This is a genomic window from Chryseobacterium sp. IHB B 17019, assembly GCF_001456155.1.
Lineage (GTDB): Bacteria > Bacteroidota > Bacteroidia > Flavobacteriales > Weeksellaceae > Chryseobacterium.
Genome location: NZ_CP013293.1, coordinates 956,647 through 976,370 on the forward strand (window position 1 = coordinate 956,647; position 19,724 = coordinate 976,370).

At 37.3% G+C, this 19,724-nt stretch carries 13 protein-coding genes; 10 read left to right on the plus strand and 3 right to left on the minus strand.

Translation table 11 applies throughout. The features are described from left to right. Window positions 1-11 precede the first annotated feature (11 nt). The gene (locus tag ATE47_RS04410; RefSeq protein WP_062160817.1) at window positions 12-377 is read left to right on the plus strand and encodes a hypothetical protein; all 366 of its coding nucleotides are present in this window, start codon (window positions 12-14) and stop codon (window positions 375-377) included. Between the two features lie 213 nt (window positions 378-590). Here the strand turns inward: ATE47_RS04410 and ATE47_RS04415 are convergent, their stop codons facing one another. Further along, complete coding sequence (locus ATE47_RS04415) at window positions 591-1,523, minus strand: DUF4349 domain-containing protein (RefSeq protein WP_062160818.1); 933 nt, start codon at window positions 1,521-1,523, stop codon at window positions 591-593. Window positions 1,524-1,921: 398 nt separating this feature from the next. On the opposite strand from ATE47_RS04415, the gene ATE47_RS04420 reads away from it, so the two are divergent. Then, the gene (locus ATE47_RS04420; protein ID WP_185097133.1) at window positions 1,922-4,156 is read left to right on the plus strand and encodes a reprolysin-like metallopeptidase; all 2,235 of its coding nucleotides are present in this window, start codon (window positions 1,922-1,924) and stop codon (window positions 4,154-4,156) included. Between the two features lie 67 nt (window positions 4,157-4,223). Here ATE47_RS04420 and ATE47_RS04425 read toward each other — a convergent pair whose 3' ends face one another. Continuing rightward, window positions 4,224-5,819 (minus strand): peptide chain release factor 3, encoded by a 1,596-nt coding sequence (locus ATE47_RS04425; protein WP_062160820.1) that lies wholly within the window; start codon window positions 5,817-5,819, stop codon window positions 4,224-4,226. 176 nt (window positions 5,820-5,995) lie between these two features. Between ATE47_RS04425 and ATE47_RS04430 the strand changes: the two genes are divergently transcribed. The 8 genes from ATE47_RS04430 to ATE47_RS04465 all read left to right on the plus strand — a co-directional run bounded on the left by ATE47_RS04430 (window position 5,996) and on the right by ATE47_RS04465 (window position 18,672). Beyond that, window positions 5,996-6,826, plus strand: a complete 831-nt coding sequence (locus tag ATE47_RS04430; protein WP_062160821.1) for a CPBP family intramembrane glutamic endopeptidase — start codon at window positions 5,996-5,998, stop codon at window positions 6,824-6,826. 104 nt (window positions 6,827-6,930) lie between these two features. After that, the gene (gene rdgB, locus ATE47_RS04435; RefSeq protein WP_062163444.1) at window positions 6,931-7,512 is read left to right on the plus strand and encodes an RdgB/HAM1 family non-canonical purine NTP pyrophosphatase; all 582 of its coding nucleotides are present in this window, start codon (window positions 6,931-6,933) and stop codon (window positions 7,510-7,512) included. 103 nt (window positions 7,513-7,615) lie between these two features. Beyond that, the gene (locus tag ATE47_RS04440) at window positions 7,616-8,530 is read left to right on the plus strand and encodes a ribonuclease Z (RefSeq protein ID WP_062160822.1); all 915 of its coding nucleotides are present in this window, start codon (window positions 7,616-7,618) and stop codon (window positions 8,528-8,530) included. 4 nt (window positions 8,531-8,534) lie between these two features. Then, entirely contained in the window at window positions 8,535-9,305 is a 771-nt protein-coding gene (locus ATE47_RS04445; protein ID WP_062160823.1) for a TIGR02757 family protein, read from the plus strand. Window positions 9,306-9,316: 11 nt separating this feature from the next. After that, window positions 9,317-9,847: a DUF1003 domain-containing protein gene (locus ATE47_RS04450; protein WP_062160824.1), complete on the plus strand. Its 531-nt coding sequence runs from the start codon at window positions 9,317-9,319 to the stop codon at window positions 9,845-9,847. Between the two features lie 283 nt (window positions 9,848-10,130). Beyond that, entirely contained in the window at window positions 10,131-12,410 is a 2,280-nt protein-coding gene (locus ATE47_RS04455) for a choice-of-anchor L domain-containing protein (RefSeq protein ID WP_228376318.1), read from the plus strand. A 174-nt stretch (window positions 12,411-12,584) separates the two neighbouring features. Then, window positions 12,585-16,178: a choice-of-anchor L domain-containing protein gene (locus ATE47_RS04460; protein WP_062160826.1), complete on the plus strand. Its 3,594-nt coding sequence runs from the start codon at window positions 12,585-12,587 to the stop codon at window positions 16,176-16,178. Window positions 16,179-16,299: 121 nt separating this feature from the next. Then, complete coding sequence (locus tag ATE47_RS04465) at window positions 16,300-18,672, plus strand: choice-of-anchor L domain-containing protein (RefSeq protein WP_062160827.1); 2,373 nt, start codon at window positions 16,300-16,302, stop codon at window positions 18,670-18,672. Between the two features lie 260 nt (window positions 18,673-18,932). Here ATE47_RS04465 and rsmA read toward each other — a convergent pair whose 3' ends face one another. Next, window positions 18,933-19,703 carry a 16S rRNA (adenine(1518)-N(6)/adenine(1519)-N(6))-dimethyltransferase RsmA gene (rsmA, locus tag ATE47_RS04470; RefSeq protein WP_062160828.1) on the minus strand — a complete coding sequence of 257 codons (771 nt, stop codon included), beginning with the start codon at window positions 19,701-19,703 and terminating at the stop codon, window positions 18,933-18,935. Window positions 19,704-19,724: the final 21 nt, after the last annotated feature.

A 19,724-nucleotide genomic window follows, 5' to 3' on the forward strand; every position in this document is an offset into this window, starting at 1 on the left:
AACATTTTATCATGAAAAAATCTTTGTGGATCACGCTGGGTATAGTATTTCTTTTATTAGGAGTATTTGTCTGGTATAAATATTTCTTCGTTTTCGGAGAAGGAGTAAAATCCGGATACCTGAATTATGCCATCAAAAAAGGGTACGTTTTCAAAACTTATGAAGGCAAGCTGATTCAGGAAGGTTTCGGAAGGGGAAAAACCGGAAGTATTACAAGCTATGAATTTGAATTTTCCGTTTCAGATTCTGAGGTTTTCAAACAATTGGAAATGAACAGTGGAAAAACTTTCGATCTTCATTACAAAGAATACAAAGGAGCTTTGCCCTGGAGAGGAAACACAAAGTATGTCGTAGATAAAATAGTCAATATGAAATAGTAAAAGGCTCTCGGATGAGAGCCTTTTACATTACACACGAACCACAAAATATTATATATTGTTTATTCTTTGATGGAATTATTTGAGCTTAGTTAAAAAATGATATTCAAATTTTTTAATGTTTAACCGAAATTATAAATAATATTTTTTCTAAAAACGGGGTTTTGATTAAAATATTATTAAAAATAAAATTGTCAGAAAGCTGATAAATAATTAGTCAGGTTTATTATCAGACGTGTTTTTGTTTCTCTTTTTATAAAAGTAATATCCAATCCCTGCAATTAAAAATAACGGCCAAAGTGGAAGAATAAAAAGGAAAATCGAAGTGATGACATTCCAGCCTGAAGAAATAGCGGCAAAAGATTTGTCACCGAATGTTTTGGGTTCTTTGCTTTCTGCATACTCTCCATCCCTTCCATACAGAGTAATATCAACTTCACACATGGTATTTTGTACAAAATCCTGCCCGGAAAGCTCGATACTTTTGTTTTCAACTTTACCGAGATTGTAGCTTAACTCTTCCATCAAATAATCAAATTTTTGAATAGGAACTTTAATTTTAAGATAAGCTATTTTCTTATCATTATTATTTAATGAAATATTTTCACTTCTTACGATACCATCATATTTTGAAACCTCTTCCTTTACAATTTCTTTTGCAGTTTCGGCATCATCAACGGTCAGTTCCAGAGTTCCTGTTTTTAATAATTTATTTTTCGGAACATTCAGTTCATAATTTTCTTTTTTAGGCTTGTCTTTGTAAACAATTTTCGTTTCCTTAATCACTTTCGGGGCCGGAACATTTACAATAATTTTTTCTTCTTTTTTAGCTGAATCTTTCTTTTCTGTTTTTGTTTCCAGCTTTACGGATGAAATTTTTTCTGATAAAGAATCGATGATTTTTGATGTGTTTTCAATCTTGTCTTTTACATCATTTTTTGTGTTTTCAAATTCTTTAATCCTTACATTGGCTGAATCCAGGGCTGCATTGGCTTTATCACTTACATCACCTACTTTTTCGGACGCAGCAGACACCGCACTGTCGGCGGACTGTACCGCATTTTCAATTTGAGATGTTGCGGCTTCTCCTTTTTTACACATAATAAATGTACTTGATACAGCGATCAGTAATATGAATTTTCTCATACGTTTAATTTTTTTGTTGAAGTAAAATTAGACGTGAAATTCCTGTAGCGCTTGTAAAAGAAATGTATTATGCTGGTAAATTCATAATATTTTAAAAATCAATAATTTAATTTTATTTTACAATTGTTTTACAAAAGATTTTGGTTTTTTTTATCAATAATTTAGATATAGTTGGTTTTTGTAAAAGCTGTGGTTTTCTTGTTTCATATTTTTGTTCATGTAATAATCAAAAATTTGATTGTTTTTTCTTTAAAAGAAGTAATTTGATTTATAAATTAATTAATATCAAAAAAAATAATGTAATTAATTGTATTTCACTATTTTGTGCCTTTGTTTTTTATATATTTGTTTAGTGTGAATTTTGTATGCAAGCTTTGTTTTATTTAAACAACATTAATATGAATATTAGAAAACTACTTTATTTAGGGATATTTATTTTATCCATTTCTTTAGGGAAAGCGCAGGATTTTTTCACGGCTATCAGTGAAAGATCCATTAAAGCGGATCCTAAAAACAGAACAATTCAACCCGAAAAATTTCTTACGTACACTTTGGATGTGGCCGGAATGAAAAGTTATTTTAATTCAGTTCCTGAACTGAAAGACGGTGATTTTAAAGATAAGGCTCCCATTATCGTTTTGCCAATGCCTGATGGTACGAAAGCGAAATTCAGAATCTGGAAATCTTCGGTGATGGCTCCGGAATTAGCCCAAAAATTTCCTCAGTTGGTTACATTTACGGGGCAGGGAGTTGATGACAAATATGCTACTTTGAAACTAGATTTTACAGAATTAGGATTTCATGCTCAGATAAAATCTGTGGTGACTGGTGATTTATATATTGATCCTTATGCGAAAAATGATATCAATAACTATATTATTTACAAAAAAGCTGATCTGATTAATAAAAATCCAAGAGTTTGTGAAACAAAAGATGACGCTCTAGAATTAGAAAAAAAAAACGCTCAAAAAACCGTTACTTCAAGCGTAGGAACTCAAATTAGAATCTTCCGCTTTGTAGTAGCTTGTACCGGCGAATACGCACAGGCTGCAACAGGATTATCTTCACCTTCTGTTGCTCAAACCCTTTCTGCTATTGTAACTTCTGTAAATAGAGTGAACGGAGTGTATGAGCAGGAATTAGCAGTAAGACTTGTATTGGTTGCTAACGAAACTTCTGTTATTTTTACAAATCCTGCTACAGACCCTTTCAATGGGAATGATGATGCAAACGTATTAATTGATGAAAGTCAGGACCAGATTGATGCTATCATAGGAACTGCTAACTATGATATAGGCCACACTTTCAGTACTGGAGGTGGTGGATTAGCCGGTTTGGGAGTTATATGTAATGCTTCGGGCAAAGCCAGTGGTATTACAGGTTCACCAAATCCTGTCGGCGACCCTTATGATATTGATTATGTTGCACATGAAGTAGGACATCAATTCGGAGGCCCACATACTTTTAATGCTACTACAGTCAATTGTGGAGGAGGAAATCGTAGTGGTGCTAATGCTGTAGAGCCGGGAAGTGGAATTACAATTATGGCTTATGCAGGTATTTGTGGCAGTACAAATAATTTAGCTGCTAATAGTATTGCTATTTTTCATACCCGATCATTTCAATCAATTACTACAAAAGTTCAATCAACAACGTGCCAGGTTACAACTCCTGTTCCCAATACAGCTCCTGTTGTAAACGCCGGAAATAATTATACGATACCTAAAAGTACACCATTTAAATTAACAGGTTCTGCAACAGATGCTGAAAACGGTGGATTAACTTATTGCTGGGAACAAAATGATATCGGTCCGGCAGGAAACTGGAATGCCCCAACCGGAAATGCTCCTCTTTTCAGATCATTTTTACCCGTAACCGTTCCTTACAGATATTTCCCGAAAATTACAGATGTTATCAATAACACACTAACTAAAGGAGAAATTTTGCCTTCATACGGAAGAACGATGGAATTCAGATTGACAGTAAGAGACAATAATGCAGGCTGTGCAGGTGTTGCCAATGATGATGCATCCATTACGGTTGACGGCAACTCAGGACCATTCACAGTAACTGCACCCACTACGGCTGTAAACTGGTCAGGTAACACAACTCAGGCAATAACATGGAATGTAGCCAATACAACTGCTGCTCCTGTAAGTTGTGCCAATGTAAGTATTTTACTATCCACAGATGGAGGTCTTACATATCCAACGACTATCGTTGCATCTACTCCAAACGATGGTTCTGAGGTGGTTACAATTCCGAATGTAAGTACGACACAAGCCAGAATTATGGTAGCAGGTGTAGGAAACGTTTTTTATAATATCAATCCTGTTAATTTTACTATTACTCAGGTATTGGCTGTTGATGAAGCTAATGGTGATAAAGACGTATTCGTAGTATATCCTAACCCAAGCAAGGGACTATTAAATATTAAATTTGGAAAACAAAATAATATCTATGATATAGCTATTCATGATGTAAGCGGTAGATTGGTATTTAGCAAGCCGGATAATAAATTAGATCATGATAATGTGGGAACATTTAATTTAACGCACTTAGTGAAAGGAGATTATCTCATTACTGTTAAAACTAAAGATTTTAATAAAACAATAAAATGGATTAAAGAATAACAATCCACTATTACAAACAAAAAAGACCGTTCATAATTAGAACGGTCTTTTTTTATCAAATTTAAATTTAGTCCTGTTTAAACTCACTAATAAAATGCAGCTTCACATTCGGGAATTTCTCCTGCGTCATGTGAATGGTAAAAGAAGAATCAGCTAAAAACACCAGTTGATTGTATTTATCTCGGGCTAAAAACCGCTGCTTTAATCTTGCAAATTCTTTGAATTCCTCAGACTTTTCATCAGCTTCAACCCAACAAGCTTTATGCATGGAAAGTGGCTCATAAGTACATTTTGCACCATATTCATGTTCCAGACGGTATTGGATAACTTCATACTGAAGCGCTCCAACAGTCCCAATAATTTTTCTGTTGTTCATTTCAAGCGTAAATAACTGGGCAACACCTTCATCCATCAGCTGATCAATCCCTTTTGCTAATTGTTTTGCTTTCAGTGGATCACTGTTATTAATATATCTGAAATGTTCCGGTGAGAAGCTCGGAACTCCTTTAAAGCTCAGCTTTTCACCTCCTGTTAATGTATCACCGATTCTGAAGCTTCCCGTATCGTGAAGCCCCACAATATCTCCAGGGAAACTTTCGTCCACCACCTCTTTTTTATCTGCAAAAAATGCATTTGGAGAAGAGAATTTCATTTTTTTGCCTTCTCTTACCAATAAATAATTTTCGTTTCTTTTAAAAGTTCCCGAAACAATTTTCACAAAGGCCAAACGATCCCTGTGCTTAGGATCCATATTTGCGTGGATTTTGAAAACAAATCCTGTAAAAGTGTTTTCCTCAGGTTTTACAAGACGTGTATCACTCTCTTTTGGCTGTGGCATTGGAGCAATATCAATAAAAGCGTCCAATAATTCACGAACCCCAAAATTATTCAAAGCCGAACCGAAGAAAACCGGCTGCAGATCACCCTTCATATAATCTTCACGATTAAATTCCGGATATACAGATTGCACAAGATCAAGCTCTTCCCTTAAAGTGGCAGCTGCTTTTTCACCAATTGCTTCATCTATTGAAGGATCATTAATATCATCAAACTTAATCGCTTCCCCAACTTTCTGCTTTTTCTCTTCTAAGAACAACTGAATATTGTTTTCCCAGATATTGTAAATCCCCTGAAAATCCGCCCCCATACCGATTGGCAGAGAAAGCGGAACCACAGTTAACCCTAATTTCTGTTCAACTTCATCCAGCAAATCGAAGGCATCCTTACCTTCACGGTCCAGTTTATTGATGAAAACCAACATCGGAATGTTTCTCATTCTACAAACCTGAACCAGCTTTTCTGTCTGTTCCTCAACCCCTTTTGCAACGTCGATCACAACGATTACAGAGTCAACGGCAGTTAAAGTTCTATAAGTGTCTTCCGCAAAATCTTTGTGACCCGGAGTGTCCAAGATGTTGATTTTGTGGTTTTTATATTCAAAAGCCAACACGGAAGTCGCTACGGAGATTCCTCTCTGGCGCTCAATTTCCATGAAATCGGAGGTGGCTCCTTTTTTTATTTTGTTCGATTTTACCGCACCCGCTTCCTGAATTGCACCCCCGAAAAGCAGTAATTTTTCCGTAAGAGTGGTTTTCCCGGCATCGGGGTGAGAGATAATCCCGAATGTTTTTCTTCTTTGTATTTCTTTGATTAAGTCTGACATATCGTATTTTGAAGTTGCAAAAATCGGGAATTTTAATGGAAATTAAAAATGAATTTGGATGGTTTAAGGCTTAAAACCCGAAGTTTAAGTATAAAACCCGGAAATTTGCAATTCACCATTGACATATTCACTTTTTTAATACAAAAAAATTATCTTTGTTTCACTAAATTTTTATCATGGAAAACAGCAGATATCCGAAGTTTACGTTTACATGGATTGGAGGACTGGTCTTATTGGCAGGGTTATTTGTGGGAACAATGGTTGTTTCATTTTTTAATGTTTTCTGGATGTTTGTTTTCAAGGAAAATCTTCAGTTTAGAGATTGGTTTTTCATGCTTTCCAATGCAGCGGGATTCCTTACTGCAATTGCCTTTTTTGATTTTTTTATTGTAAGAAGGACAACCGGAAAAAAGCTTAATTTTAATTTTTCACCAACGAATTTTTACACTTATCTATTGATTTTTCCTTTAATGATCGGCATGATGTTCATTGCAGAATTCATCGCGGCGCAAATCCCTACAACAGGTCCTTTCTTTGGAAAATATTATGAATTTTTCAGCAGGTTGATGGAGCAGCTGACGGATGATCCGGTAGTAATGATTATTACAGCGGTAATATGTGCGCCTATTTTTGAGGAAATTATTTTCAGAGGAATTATTCAGAAAGGATTGATTAATAAAGGTGTTGAACCCTGGAAAGCAATTTTTTTTGCTTCCATTATTTTCGGATTGGTTCATGCAAATCCGTGGCAGTTTGTGGGAGCGATTTTATTAGGCTGTGTTTTGGGTTTGGTTTATTTTAAAACAAAATCATTACTATTACCTATGTTACTTCATGGTTTTAATAATTTGTGTTCATCCTTGTTAATTTTATATACTAAAAATGAAAGTTTTGCTGATGCTTTTAAAGTATCGGAATGGATCATATTAGCAATCGGAATCATACTTTTTTCTTTGTTTTACTATTTATTTATGAAGAATTATAAAGTGCATTATGCTGAGATCTAAACACTAATATTACAAATGTTTTCACGAATACCACAATTTTAATTTGTGATAATTTGTGCAAAAAGTTAGTATGATTTGTGTTTAAATAAAATAAAAAAATGAAATTGAAAATGGAACTACTCGTAGCAACACACAACGAACATAAAAAAGAAGAAATTCAACAGATTTTAGGAAACGATTTTGTCGTAAAAAGTCTTACAGATTATAATATTCATGAAGAAATTGTAGAAGATGGCGATTCTTTCAATGCCAATGCTTTGATTAAAGCCAAATATTGCTTCGAAAAAACAGGAATTCCAAGCCTTGGCGACGACAGCGGTCTGGTGGTTGAGTCTCTGGATGGAAGACCGGGAATTTTCTCCGCCCGTTATGCCGGTGACCATGATTTTGCAAAAAATATTGAGAAAGTTTTAAACGAAATGAATGGTGTTGAAAACAGAAAAGCATATTTCATCACGGTTTTATGTTATTATGACGAAAACGGTGCGAAATATTTTGAAGGTAAAGCCCACGGAAATTTATTAACTGAAAATAAAGGTTTCAAAGGTTTTGGGTATGATCCTATTTTTGTTCCGGAAGGTCATGAAAAGACTTTTGCAGAAATGAATCCTGAGGATAAAAACAAAATCAGCCACAGAAAGCAAGCACTGGATTTATTTCTTGATTTTTTGAAAGTAAAAGAATAATTTTAACTGTATTTTGTCATTCTGACGAAGGAAGAATCTCATCAAAATGACAGTGTTTAAGTTAAAAATCTATCGTACATTTGCTACTTAATAAACTATTGATTTGAGCACTTATTTAACGATATTAGGCTTTAATTCAGCGATTCCTACGATCAATTCCTCTCCGACTGCACAGTTTCTGGAAATGGAAGAAAGGTCTTTCCTGATTGATTGTGGGGAAGGAACTCAGGTACAGCTAAGAAAAGCAAAAGCGAAATTTTCCAGGATCAATCATATTTTTATTTCGCATCTTCACGGGGACCATTGTTTTGGTTTGCCGGGACTAATTGCGTCTTTCAGGTTGTTGGGAAGGGATATGCCGCTTCATGTATACGGCCCGAAAGGAATTAAGAATATGCTGGAAACGATCTTCACGATTACGGAAACACACCGTGGTTTTGAGGTGGTTTATCATGAGCTGGATAAGAATTATTCCGAAAAAATTTATGAGGACAGCAGGGTAGAAGTTCACACGATTCCTTTGGATCACAGGATTTACTGCAACGGTTATTTATTTAAGGAAAAACCGAAAGACAGACATCTGAACATGAAGGAAATTGCAAAATATAGTGAAATTGAGACCTGCGATTACCACAATATCAAGGCTGGAAAAGATTTTGTTTTAAGCGATGGATATGTTATTAAAAACGAAATTCTTACGATAGATCCGGCTCCGCCTGTTTCCTACGCATTTTGCAGCGATACAAGATATCTGGAAAGTGTGATTCCTTTGATTAAAAATGTGACGGTTTTGTATCATGAATCTACATTCTTGCATGATCTGAAGGAAATGGCAGATTATACCGGCCACACAACGGCTTTGGAAGCGGCCACAATTGCTCAGAAAGCTGAGGTGGGGAAGCTGATTTTAGGGCATTTTTCTAATAGGTATGGAGATTTAACGGTATTTACAGATGAAGCGAGGGTAATTTTCCCGAATACTTTTTTACCAAAGGCATTAGAGCCTGTGAAAATTTAATTTTATGTTGAAGTTTGAAGAATTAAAAATCTTCTTAGACGAAAAGGCTGATCAATACAATCATCCGGAGTTTATAGAAAACGACCCGATACAGATTCCGCACCGTTTTTCCTTGAAGCAGGATGTTGAGATTGCCGGTTTTCTGGCGGCGACAATTTCTTGGGGAAATAGAAAAGCGATCATAAAATCTGCGGAGAAAATGCTGGATATTATGGGAAATTCTCCTTATGATTTTGTCTTGAATTATTCTGAAAAAGATCTTGAAGATCTTAAAGATAAAAGTATTCACAGAACATTTAATGGTGAAGATTTTACCTATTTTATCAAACAATTTAATAGAATTTATAAAGAAAATGAAAGCCTGGAGAATTTATTTAAGGTAAATGATCAGGAAACCAATTTTCTTCACGCCATTGAAAGATTCAGAAGCCAATTTTTAGGAGCTGAAAAGCACAGGAGCCACAAGCATGTAAGCTCACCTTATAAGAATTCTTCGACCAAAAGAATTATTATGTTTCTTAGGTGGATGGTTCGTAAAGATAAGCGTGGCGTGGATTTTGGTCTTTGGGAAAACATAGATCAAAAGCATCTTTCGATTCCTCTGGATGTACATACGGGAAATATTTCAAGGAAGCTGGGACTGATTTCCAGGACTCAGAATGATTGGAAAACAGTGGAAGAGCTGGATATGGTTATTAGAAGATTTGATGAAAAAGATCCTGCAAAATATGATTTTGCATTGTTCGGATTAGGGGTAACAAAAGAATTATTATAAAACAAAACACAATGAAAAAAGACATCGAAAAATCTGAAACCTTAGAAAAAATTGCTAATGGAATCACCTGGTGGATAGGTTCTATCCCGTCATTGATTGTACATACTTTATTTTTTATTATTTCCTTTCTCTTGCCGCTGCTGCATATTGTCGAGTTCGATAAAATGTTGCTCATCCTTACGACTGTTGTTTCTCTGGAAGCTATTTATCTGGCTATTTTCATCCAGATGTCGGTGAATAAAAGTCACGAAAAAATTGAAGATATTCAGGAGGATATTGAAGACATTCAGGAAGATATCGAGGAGATCAGCGAGGATATTGAGGAGATCAGTGAAGATATCGAAGAGATCAACGAAGATATTGAAGATATTCAGGAGGATATTGAGGAAATCAACGAAGAGGAAGATGACGAAATTCACAGTGAACGTGCAAAAAATGTAATGTTGAAAAGCAATGTAAGTTCTAATAAAAACGAGATTAAAGCTTTAAAAGATAAAATTGAAGAACTTCAAAGTAAAATCGAAGAACTTAAAAAAGAATAATTCATAAAATTTACATTAATAGAGTAATAAATTATATAATTCTTAAGAGACTGATAAAATTATCAGTCTTTTTTTATTATTTCAGATATATTATCTGCAATTTGTTGAAATTTAAAATAAGTTAAATTATTAATGTGAATTCCTTCGATTTATGTTGAGTTTTAATTAAAAAAATTACTATTTTTGAACAAACAACAACAAAATGTTAAATTATAGATTAAAAAACTACTTTTTCCTTTTAGTGTTGCTTCTGTTTTCAGGGTCAGTATTTGCTCAAAAAAAGATGTCAAGAAAGCCTGTAAAAGAAAAGCATACTAATGCAAGTTTGAAAGCAGGCGCATTTATTGATGTAAATGCTGCATCCTACACACCTTCCGGCTATAATATCGAGCAACTTATAAAAAATGTTTTGATTTCCGGAGGATCAAGTTGTGCAGTAGCTAATGTATCCAATGTTACGGTTTCTCCAAATCAGCCGGCTACGGATACAGAAAGAGCCTGGGGATATTTTCATAAAGCTACCACAGCTTTCCCGTTTACGGATGGTGTTGTCCTGGTTACAGGTACAGCCAGAAAAGCAGGTAATGTTCTTGAGGGAGGGCTTGGAGATGTTGTTCCAGGGTCTACGGTGAGTGATCCGGATCTGGTTGCGGCAATCAATCCTTTAGCACCCCTGAAAGACGCTGTTTTTATCGAATTTGATTTCGTTCCGAACAGTACAGAGGTGAAGTTTAATTATATTTTCGCTTCAGAAGAATATACCTCCGATTATCCATGTGGGGTTTATTCAGACGGTTTCGCCCTGCTACTGAAAAAAGTAGGAGATCCTACCTATACTAATATGGCGATCCTTCCGAACGGAACCCCTGTAAGTGTTACTAATATTGTTCCTGCTGGGAATGGTTTTTCTTGCGGACCTATTAATGAAACTTATTTTGCGGGGATCAACTCTACTAATATTGAAACCAATTTTAATGGAAGAACAATTCCTTTACAGGCAAAAGCAACGGTAATTCCGGGGCAGACGTATCACTTCAAAATGGTTCTGGCAGATGCTTCAGACTCAGGGTTTGATTCTGCCGTGTTTATTGAAGGAGGTTCTTTCGATATCGGGATGACAATTGTTGACGGTAACGGAAATCCTATTACCAATGTTAATATGTGTGACAACACACCTCAGCTTTTAAAAGCACAGATTGCTTCCGTTCCGGGAATGACTTTCCAATGGTATAAAGACGACGTTGCAATTCCGGGGGCTACCAGTGCAACCTATACTGCTACTCAGCCCGGTGTTTATACTGTGAGAACCTTTGTTGGGGGTACACAATGTCAGAATGCAAGCGTTACTATTGTCGGCGGTACAACTCCTCCGGCCCAGAATGCCACATTGAAATTATGTACAACACCTTCTGTTTCCACATTCAACCTGAATGATGCGACTCCGATGATTACCAGCTCTACAACGGCTATTGTGCGTTACTATATCAATCAGGCAGATGCGGTTGCTCAGAATAATGCTTATATTAATCCTACACTTTTAGGCAGTTACAATGGAACGGACGGACAAATCCTTTATGTGGTAGTGTCAAACGGAGCTTTCTGTAGCAAAATGGTTACTTTAACTTTGAAAAAAGAAGCTACCCCTATTGCACAGTTAACAGCTACAAAAGTGAAAATATGTGCCGGAGAATCTACTACATTAACGGCTTCCAATGGAGTTACTTATCAATGGACAGGAGTATCAGGAACCGGAGCTACACACACGGTTTCTCCTACCCAGACTACTACTTATACAGTATACGCAATCGGAGCACAGGGATGTAAATCTTTACAGCCTGCATCCATCACGATAGAAGTTGTTCCTGCAATTGTATCCACACTTAAAGGAGGTATGATCTGCGAAGGTGATGTTATTACTTTAGATGCCGGAGCAGGGCCGGAGTATCATTATACTTGGAATACGGGTGATCTTACACAGACCATCAATGTTGGTACGCCGGGAACTTATTCGGTGACAATCAATAATGGAGTGTGTTCAAAAGTGTTTACAACACAGGTTATTCAAGCTGTTATTCCTGAAATTATCAACGTAAATTATAACGAAAACGGAACGATGATTCTTACCGCAAGTAACCCAAGCAACGGAGCATTAGAATATTCTATTGACAATGGAGTTACATGGCAGAATTCTAATGTGTTCTCAAACGTTCCAAGAAATATTGTAGTTTCTATCAGAGTAAGAGTAAAAAATACAAGTTGTGTAGGATTCCTGGAATATTTCACATTTGTAATGCAAAACGTGATCACCCCGAACGGAGACAATATCAATGATATGATTGATATGAGAGGAGTACTTAAGTATAAAGATTTTAAAGCTACTATCTTCGACCGTTACGGAAAAGAGGTGTACAAAGCAAGCAGTCTGCAGCCTTATTGGGACGGATATTTCCAAGGGAAACGCCTTCCTACGGCATCTTACTGGTATCAGGTAAGTTTTGAAGATCCTGCAAGCAAAAAACCGGCAGTGAAAACCGGCTGGATCTTATTAAAGAACCTTGAATAAAATATTTAATTTAATATAAAAGAAAGACCGACAATTTGTTGGTCTTTTTTTCGTTTTTATCCTGAATAGAAATTAATATTTTACAATAAATCAGATTGTATTAGTGATAATGTAATTTAAGTTGAATTGAATTTCAATCAAAAAAAATAGTATTTTTGTTTAAAATAATATAAAATGTTAAATAGGAGGACAAGAAATTTATTTTTGGCTTTAATATTAATGATTGTAGGAAACTTTGTTTTTGCCCAAAACAGAGGGAAAGGCATTGTTGCAAAGCCTACAGCTCAGAGTATGAAGGCCGGAGCTTTTATTGATGTGAATGCTGCCGGATATCCGGAATCAAATTTCAGTATCACGCAATTGGTAAAAGATGTTCTTATTAGCGGCGGTTCTGCTTGTTCTGCAGCTAATGTGACAAATGTTGTTGTTTCTCCAAATTTACCAACATCCAATCCGGACAGAAGCTGGGGATATTTTAATAAGGCGACCACCAACTTTCCTTTTGCAAAAGGTATCGTTCTTACAACAGGTTTTGCAAGAAAAGCAGGAAATAACTTCCAGGCAACTTTAAGTGATGGTTTATCTGTGCAAGGAGATACAGACCTGGCAACTGCTTTAGGAATTTCTAATGCTGATTTAAGAGATGCCAGCTATATTGAATTTGATTTCGTACCTGCTTCTACAAAGGTTACTTTCAGATATTTATTCGCATCCAAAGAATATCAACAGGATTATCCATGTACGATAGGCGACGGATTTGCATTATTGCTAAAAAAAGTAGGTGATCCTACCTATCAAAACCTGGCAGTTTTACCGGGAGGAACACCTGTAAGTGTTACCAATATTCACCCTACGATATCAACGCCGGGAGGTGGAGGATGTCCTGCTGTTAATGAATCTTATTTCGCAGGATATAATACCGCTAATATAGAAACCAATTTCAATGGACGTGTAATACCCTTAACAGCTTCTGCAACGGTAATTCCGGGACAGACTTATCATTTTAAAATGGTTCTGGCGGATTATTCGGATTCAAACTTTGATTCTGCAGTTTTCCTTGAAGCCGGATCTTTTGATATTGGTGTTCAAATTTTAAATCCTGCGGGAGTAGCACTACCTCCTTCAATTAATGTTTGTGATAATGCGCCTCAGACTTTTACTGCCTCAGTTCAGGGTGGTGGCGCTACTTATCAGTGGTTGTTGGGAGGTAATCCGATTCCGGGAGCTACTAATGCTTCTTATACCGCAACTCAACCGGGAGTGTATTCTGTCCAGGTGTTTTTACCCGGAAATACGTGCCCGGGAACAGCAACAGTGACTATCGTGGGAGGAACTTCGCCCACCGTGCAGAATGCAACACTTACAGCCTGTTATGTTCAGGGAAATGCTACATTTAACCTGACTTCGGCCCAAACTTCAATAAGTACAACGCCGGGTGCCACTTTTGCTTACTACGTCAATCAGGCGGATGCTTTGGCAGGAAACGCCAATACAATTTCAAATACTACTGCATTTCCAAGTGCAGGGCAAACCATTTATGTTTTGGTTAAAAGCGGTTTCTGTTCAAAAGTAGCCGAGCTGCAACTCGTGAAGGCTCCACAAATGACGGCCACAATCGCTCCACCAAGTGTATTAACCTGTACAAACTCGCAAATTACACTGGATGCAACCACTTCAGTTTATCCTGCAGGAGCTACTTTCAACTGGACAACTACAAACGGAAATATTGTTTCAGGAGCCAATACTTTAAATCCTGTAATAAACTTAGCAGGAACTTATACTTTAACAATATCAAATACCTATCAACCTCAAAATTTAACATGTACAGCAACGGCAAACGTTACTGTAACAGGAGATAGTGCTCCGCCAACAACCGGATTAACGGCATCAAAATTAATCATCTGTTCCGGTGAATCCGTAACATTGACGGCTTCGGGAGGAACTACCTACAACTGGGTTGGATTACCGGGAACCGGAGCTACACAAACAGTTTCGCCAACGGCTACCACTACTTATACAGTGACGGCAGTGGGGGCGAACGGCTGCGTATCTCAAAACCCGGCAACAATTACGATTACTGTTAATCAACCATTCACGGCGCAGAACGCTACCTTATTCAAATGTTATCAGGATGGCGGTATCAATTATGATTTAACGGAAGCTCAGCCTCAGATTACTTCTGCAACAGGGGTTACTTTTGCTTATTATGTCAATCTTGCTGATGCTAATGCAGGAAATGCAAACACGATTGCAAACCCGGCTTCCTTCAATAGCGCAGGTGGACAGACCATTTATGTTCTGGTATCGAACGGCGGCTGTAAATATGTAGTAACATTACAATTATCAGCTACACCACAAACTACCTTAACTATCGCGCCGCCACAGCAAATTACCTGTACAACAGCTCAAACTACATTGAACGCGTCTGCTTCTGTAATTCCGGCAGGTTCTACAATTGCATGGACTACAACAGGGGGAGGAAATATCGTTTCGGGAGCAAATACTTTAAATCCTGTGGTAAATGCAGGTGGAGTATACACATTAACAGTATCAAATGTTAATCAGCCAGGAAATTTAACATGTACTTATACGGCAAACGTAACAGTAACACAAAATACAACGCTTCCTGTAGCAACGGTAACGTCTAGTGTTCCTCAGATTTGTCCGGGAGAATCAGTGACATTAACGGCTTCGGGAGGTGCTACTTACAACTGGGTGGGTCTTCCAGGAAATGGAAATACACAGGTGGTTTCTCCTACGGTTACTACAACTTATACGGTTTTTGCAGTAGGAGCGAACGGTTGTATATCTGCAAACCCTGCTACAGTTACAATAATAGTCGGTCCGCCGGTAGCAGTATTGGCTGCTTCAAAATCTAAGATTTGTGTGGGAGAATCTGTTACTTTAACAGCTACAGGAGGGGTTACTTATGAATGGGTAGGACTTCCAGGAAATGGAAATACACAGATTGTTTCGCCTACAGTCACTACAACATATTGCGTTTTTGCTTTGGGAGGAAATGGCTGTAAAGTAGCTACTCCTACTTGTATTACAATCGAAGTTGTTCCGGCCATTGTATCGACACTGGAAGATGTGTACGTTTGCGCAGGAGATTTCGGGACTTTAGATGCGGGGCCTGGGCCTAATTATACTTATGTTTGGAATACAGGTGCAACCACTCAGACTATTTCTGTAAATACTCCGGGAACGTATTCGGTAACAATAAGCAACGGAACTTGTTCTAAAGTGTTTACAGCTCAATTGATAAACCCTGCTTTGCCGCAGTTTACCAATGTAACATATGAAAATCATGTATTGACATTAACAGCAACAAATCCTACCGGAGGAACACTGGAATATTCCATTGACGGAGGCCTTACATGGCAGAATTCAAATATTTTCTATAATGTTTTGGATAATACAAGTTATAATCTCATGGTAAAGGTAAAAGATGCGAAATGTAGTACTACATTAGAATATTTCACATTTGTCATCAGCAATGCAATTACGCCGAATTCCGATGGTAAAAATGATACGATAGACTTTACAGGAATCAGTAAATACAATAATTTCGCGGCTTCTATCTTCGACAGGTATGGTCAGGAAGTATTTAAAGCCGGTAAAACGGATACGGTTTGGCACGGAACAATAAGGGGAAGCTTGAGCCTTCCAACGGCCACTTACTGGTATCGAGTGCAGTGGGAAAACCCTGCAAGCAAGAAATTGGAGATGCGCGGTGGATGGATTTTACTGAAAAATCGTAATTAGAAATAGAATATAATTAAAATCTCTCAATTTGGGAGATTTTTTTTTGTTTTTATCAATAAAAAAGTTAAATATGTGTGTGGTATATTCAAAAAAAAATTAAATTTGTTGAAACAAAATTATTATGAAGGGATATCTACTATTGTTTTTCTTATTTATGACTTCGTCGTCGAGTCTCTTTTATTCGCAAACTCTTACACCGAGAAAACCTCAAAAAGAAAAGGCTTCTGCTTTGACTATGAAAGCGGGTGCTTTTATTGATGTTAATGCTCCGGGTTATGCGCCGTCGACTTTCGATCCTTTACAGTTAGTGAAGGATGTGTTAATTTCATCAGGAACCAATTCATGCGTGACACCAAACGTATCGAATGTACAGGTAAGTCCAAGTTTACCGGCAAGTGATGCCAATAGATCTTGGGGATATTTCCACAAAGCAACGACCAACTTTCCCTTCACAGATGGGATTGTACTTTCAACCGGTCATGTGAGAAAAGCTGGGAACAACTATGAGAGTGGTACTCTGGGGGATGATTTGCAGACCGGAAGTGATCCTGATCTTGTAGCTGCTACAAACCCTTCGGGAACTCTTAATGACGCGGTTATCTTAGAGTTTGACTTTGTACCGACTTCCAGTCAGGTAAAATTCAATTATTTATTTGCTTCTGAAGAATATACGGGATCATTCCCATGTAGTTTCTCAGATGCTTTTGCTTTATTATTAAAACCTACTGGAGGTGGACCTTACGTGAACATGGCAATTGTGCCGGCTCCGGGCACGGGACCTGTAAGCGTTACCAATATACACCCACAAAATAGCTTTACCGGCTTTGATATGGGATGTGGCGCACCAAACGTTGCATTTTTTGGAGGATATAACACTTCTAATATAGAAACAAACTTCAATGGAAGAACAGTTCCAATGCAGGCTACAGCTACTGTAGTTCCCGGGCAGTCTTATCACTTCAAAATGGTTTTGGGAGATGCCTTGGACAGCAGCTATGATTCTGCGGTATTCCTGGAGGGTGGATCTTTCAACATCGGGGTAGAATTATTAGATCCTACGGGAACTACTTTACCGGAAGAAATCAACGTTTGTGATAATGTACCTCAGGTAATCACTGCTTCTGTAAGTGATCCTAATATGACGTACCAATGGTTCTTCAACGGAGTTGCCGTTCCGGGAGCTACTACACCTACCATTACAGCAACACAGCCGGGTAATTATGAAATTCAGGTAAGTTTCCCTGGAAATCCTTGTCCTGGTAAAGCGAATATTAAAATTAACGGTGGAACAACACCTGCTGCAGTTGATGCTTCATTGCTGCTTTGTACAACAACGGATGTCACATGGTTTGATCTTACAGATGCTATGCCTTCCATTAGTACAACCACGGGTGCGGTATTCCATTTCTATGAAGATCAGGCTGATGCTTTGGCTCAAAATGATGATTATATCCAGGATGTTTTACATTATAATGGTAACGATGGCCAGATTTTATATGTTGTCGTTTCAAACGGAGGATTCTGTAGCAAAATGATTGAGCTAAAATTATTAAAAGAGGCAAGACCTACAGCTCACGTTGTTGCATCAAAACTAAAAGTTTGTCCTGGAGAAGTAGTAGATTTCACGGCAACAGGAGGAGCAACTTATGAGTGGTCAAACTTCCCTGGAACAGGAAACACACAATCTGCTACGGTACACAATACAACGACCTTCACAGTCTATGCTTTAGGTCCAAAGGGATGTAAATCTTCACTTCCGGCTACCATTACGGTAGAGGTGGTTCCAGCGCTTACTTCTCCACTAGCTGACGTAGAAATATGCCAGGGAGACAGAGTAACTCTTGATGCAGGAGCAGGCCCGAACTATACATACCAGTGGAGTACAGGAGAGATTACCCAGACTATTAATGTAGACCAGTTGGGAATCTATACGGTAACCATCAAAAACGGATATTGTGAGAAAACATTTACGGCTCACGTTTTAGCAGCAGCTTCTCCATTCGTTACCAATGTTGATTACAGTAACAATACATTGACAATCACTGCGGAAGTTCCAATGATCAATAATATTCCTCAAACCGTTGAATATTCTGTTGACGGAGGTATCTCATGGCAGTCATCAAACGTATTTACAGGCCTTCAGAATAATACAACTTACCATATTCAGGTAAGAACTGTGGGAACTAGTTGCGTTGGGGCTCTTGAATTCTTCACATTACATATCTCAAACATAATTACTCCAAATCAGGATGGTGTTAATGATACATTAGACCTTACGGCTTTAGGTGACTTTAAGAACTTTACGGGATCTGTTTATGACAGATACGGAGCAGAAATGTTCAGGTTCTCAAAACAAACCCCAATCTGGGACGGAACAGTAGGAGGTAAAAAATTACCAACTGCAACATACTGGTTTAAGTTCAACTTCCAGTATCCGAAGTCAAAAGCAAATATGAGCCAATCCGGATGGATTATGCTTAAAAACAGAGAATAATTATAATCGATAATGCAAACAAAAAAAGCCTTTCAATTCAATTTGAAAGGCTTTTTTAATTTTAAAATAATACTGTTTAAATTGTTTGGAAGCTGGAGGTTAGAAGAGGAAAGTTATGAAGATCGTAAAGAACAACTTCTAGCTTTTCATCTTAATTAAAAGAATATTCCATTAAATTTTTATGGCAACCTCCAAAATTATAAAACTAAAAGTAACACCCATCCTCCTTCTTCCATCGTTAATCTTCTTTAAATAAAACACTATTGATTCTCTTTCCAAAGCTGGGTGAATGATATAAAATCAGCCACACTCAGTTCCTCAGCTCTTTTATCCATAAATTCATGAGTTTTCAGGGCATCAGGAATATTTAAAATTTTCAGGGCATTGGAGAGTTTTTTTCTTCGTTGGTTGAAACCGGCTTTTACAATTTGCTTGAATAAAACTTCGTTTCCAGCCAAGCCTTCTTTGGGATTACGAGTTAGTCTCAGAACTCCTGATTTTACTTTCGGAGGCGGATTAAACACATTTTCATGTACCGTAAACAAATATGAAGTGTCATAATAAGCCTGAACCAAGACAGACAAAATTCCGTACTCTTTCGTCCTCGGAACAGCAGCCGTTCTCTCGGCGACTTCCTTTTGGAACATGCCCACCATTTCCGGAATCAGCCCATAATAATCAATGATTTTAAACAAAATCTGTGATGAAATATTATAAGGAAAATTCCCGATAATGGCAATCTGTTCGCCATTCGTAAACTGAAAATCCTGTTTCAGAAAATCACCCACAAAAGCCTCCTCAGTCGCTTTGGCGTAGTTTTTTTTCAGATATTCAATAGATTCTTTATCAATCTCTGCAAGGTAGATGTTCTGGTCTTTTTCGAGGAGGTATTTGGTGAGGACGCCCATCCCGGGGCCCACTTCCATTACATTTTTATACCCCTCAAAACTAAGGCCTTCTACAATCTTTTTTGCGATGTTTTCATCCGTCAAAAAGTGTTGACCAAGATGCTTTTTTGCTTTTACACTCAATGTTTTTTATGATTTTATTAA

What these genes read in the sequence shown, in the direction of transcription:
- ATE47_RS04430 (WP_062160821.1), top strand. Translation starts at nt 5,996, where the DNA reads ATGGAAAACAGCAGATATCCGAAGTTTACGTTTACATGGATTGGAGGA.
- ATE47_RS04415 (WP_062160818.1), bottom strand. Translation starts at nt 1,523, where the DNA reads ATGAGAAAATTCATATTACTGATCGCTGTATCAAGTACATTTATTATG.
- ATE47_RS04445 (WP_062160823.1), top strand. Translation starts at nt 8,535, where the DNA reads ATGTTGAAGTTTGAAGAATTAAAAATCTTCTTAGACGAAAAGGCTGAT.
- ATE47_RS04455 (WP_228376318.1), top strand. Translation starts at nt 10,131, where the DNA reads ATGTCAAGAAAGCCTGTAAAAGAAAAGCATACTAATGCAAGTTTGAAA.
- ATE47_RS04460 (WP_062160826.1), top strand. Translation starts at nt 12,585, where the DNA reads ATGTTAAATAGGAGGACAAGAAATTTATTTTTGGCTTTAATATTAATG.
- ATE47_RS04410 (WP_062160817.1), top strand. Translation starts at nt 12, where the DNA reads ATGAAAAAATCTTTGTGGATCACGCTGGGTATAGTATTTCTTTTATTA.
- ATE47_RS04465 (WP_062160827.1), top strand. Translation starts at nt 16,300, where the DNA reads ATGAAGGGATATCTACTATTGTTTTTCTTATTTATGACTTCGTCGTCG.
- ATE47_RS04420 (WP_185097133.1), top strand. Translation starts at nt 1,922, where the DNA reads ATGAATATTAGAAAACTACTTTATTTAGGGATATTTATTTTATCCATT.
- ATE47_RS04425 (WP_062160820.1), bottom strand. Translation starts at nt 5,819, where the DNA reads ATGTCAGACTTAATCAAAGAAATACAAAGAAGAAAAACATTCGGGATT.
- ATE47_RS04450 (WP_062160824.1), top strand. Translation starts at nt 9,317, where the DNA reads ATGAAAAAAGACATCGAAAAATCTGAAACCTTAGAAAAAATTGCTAAT.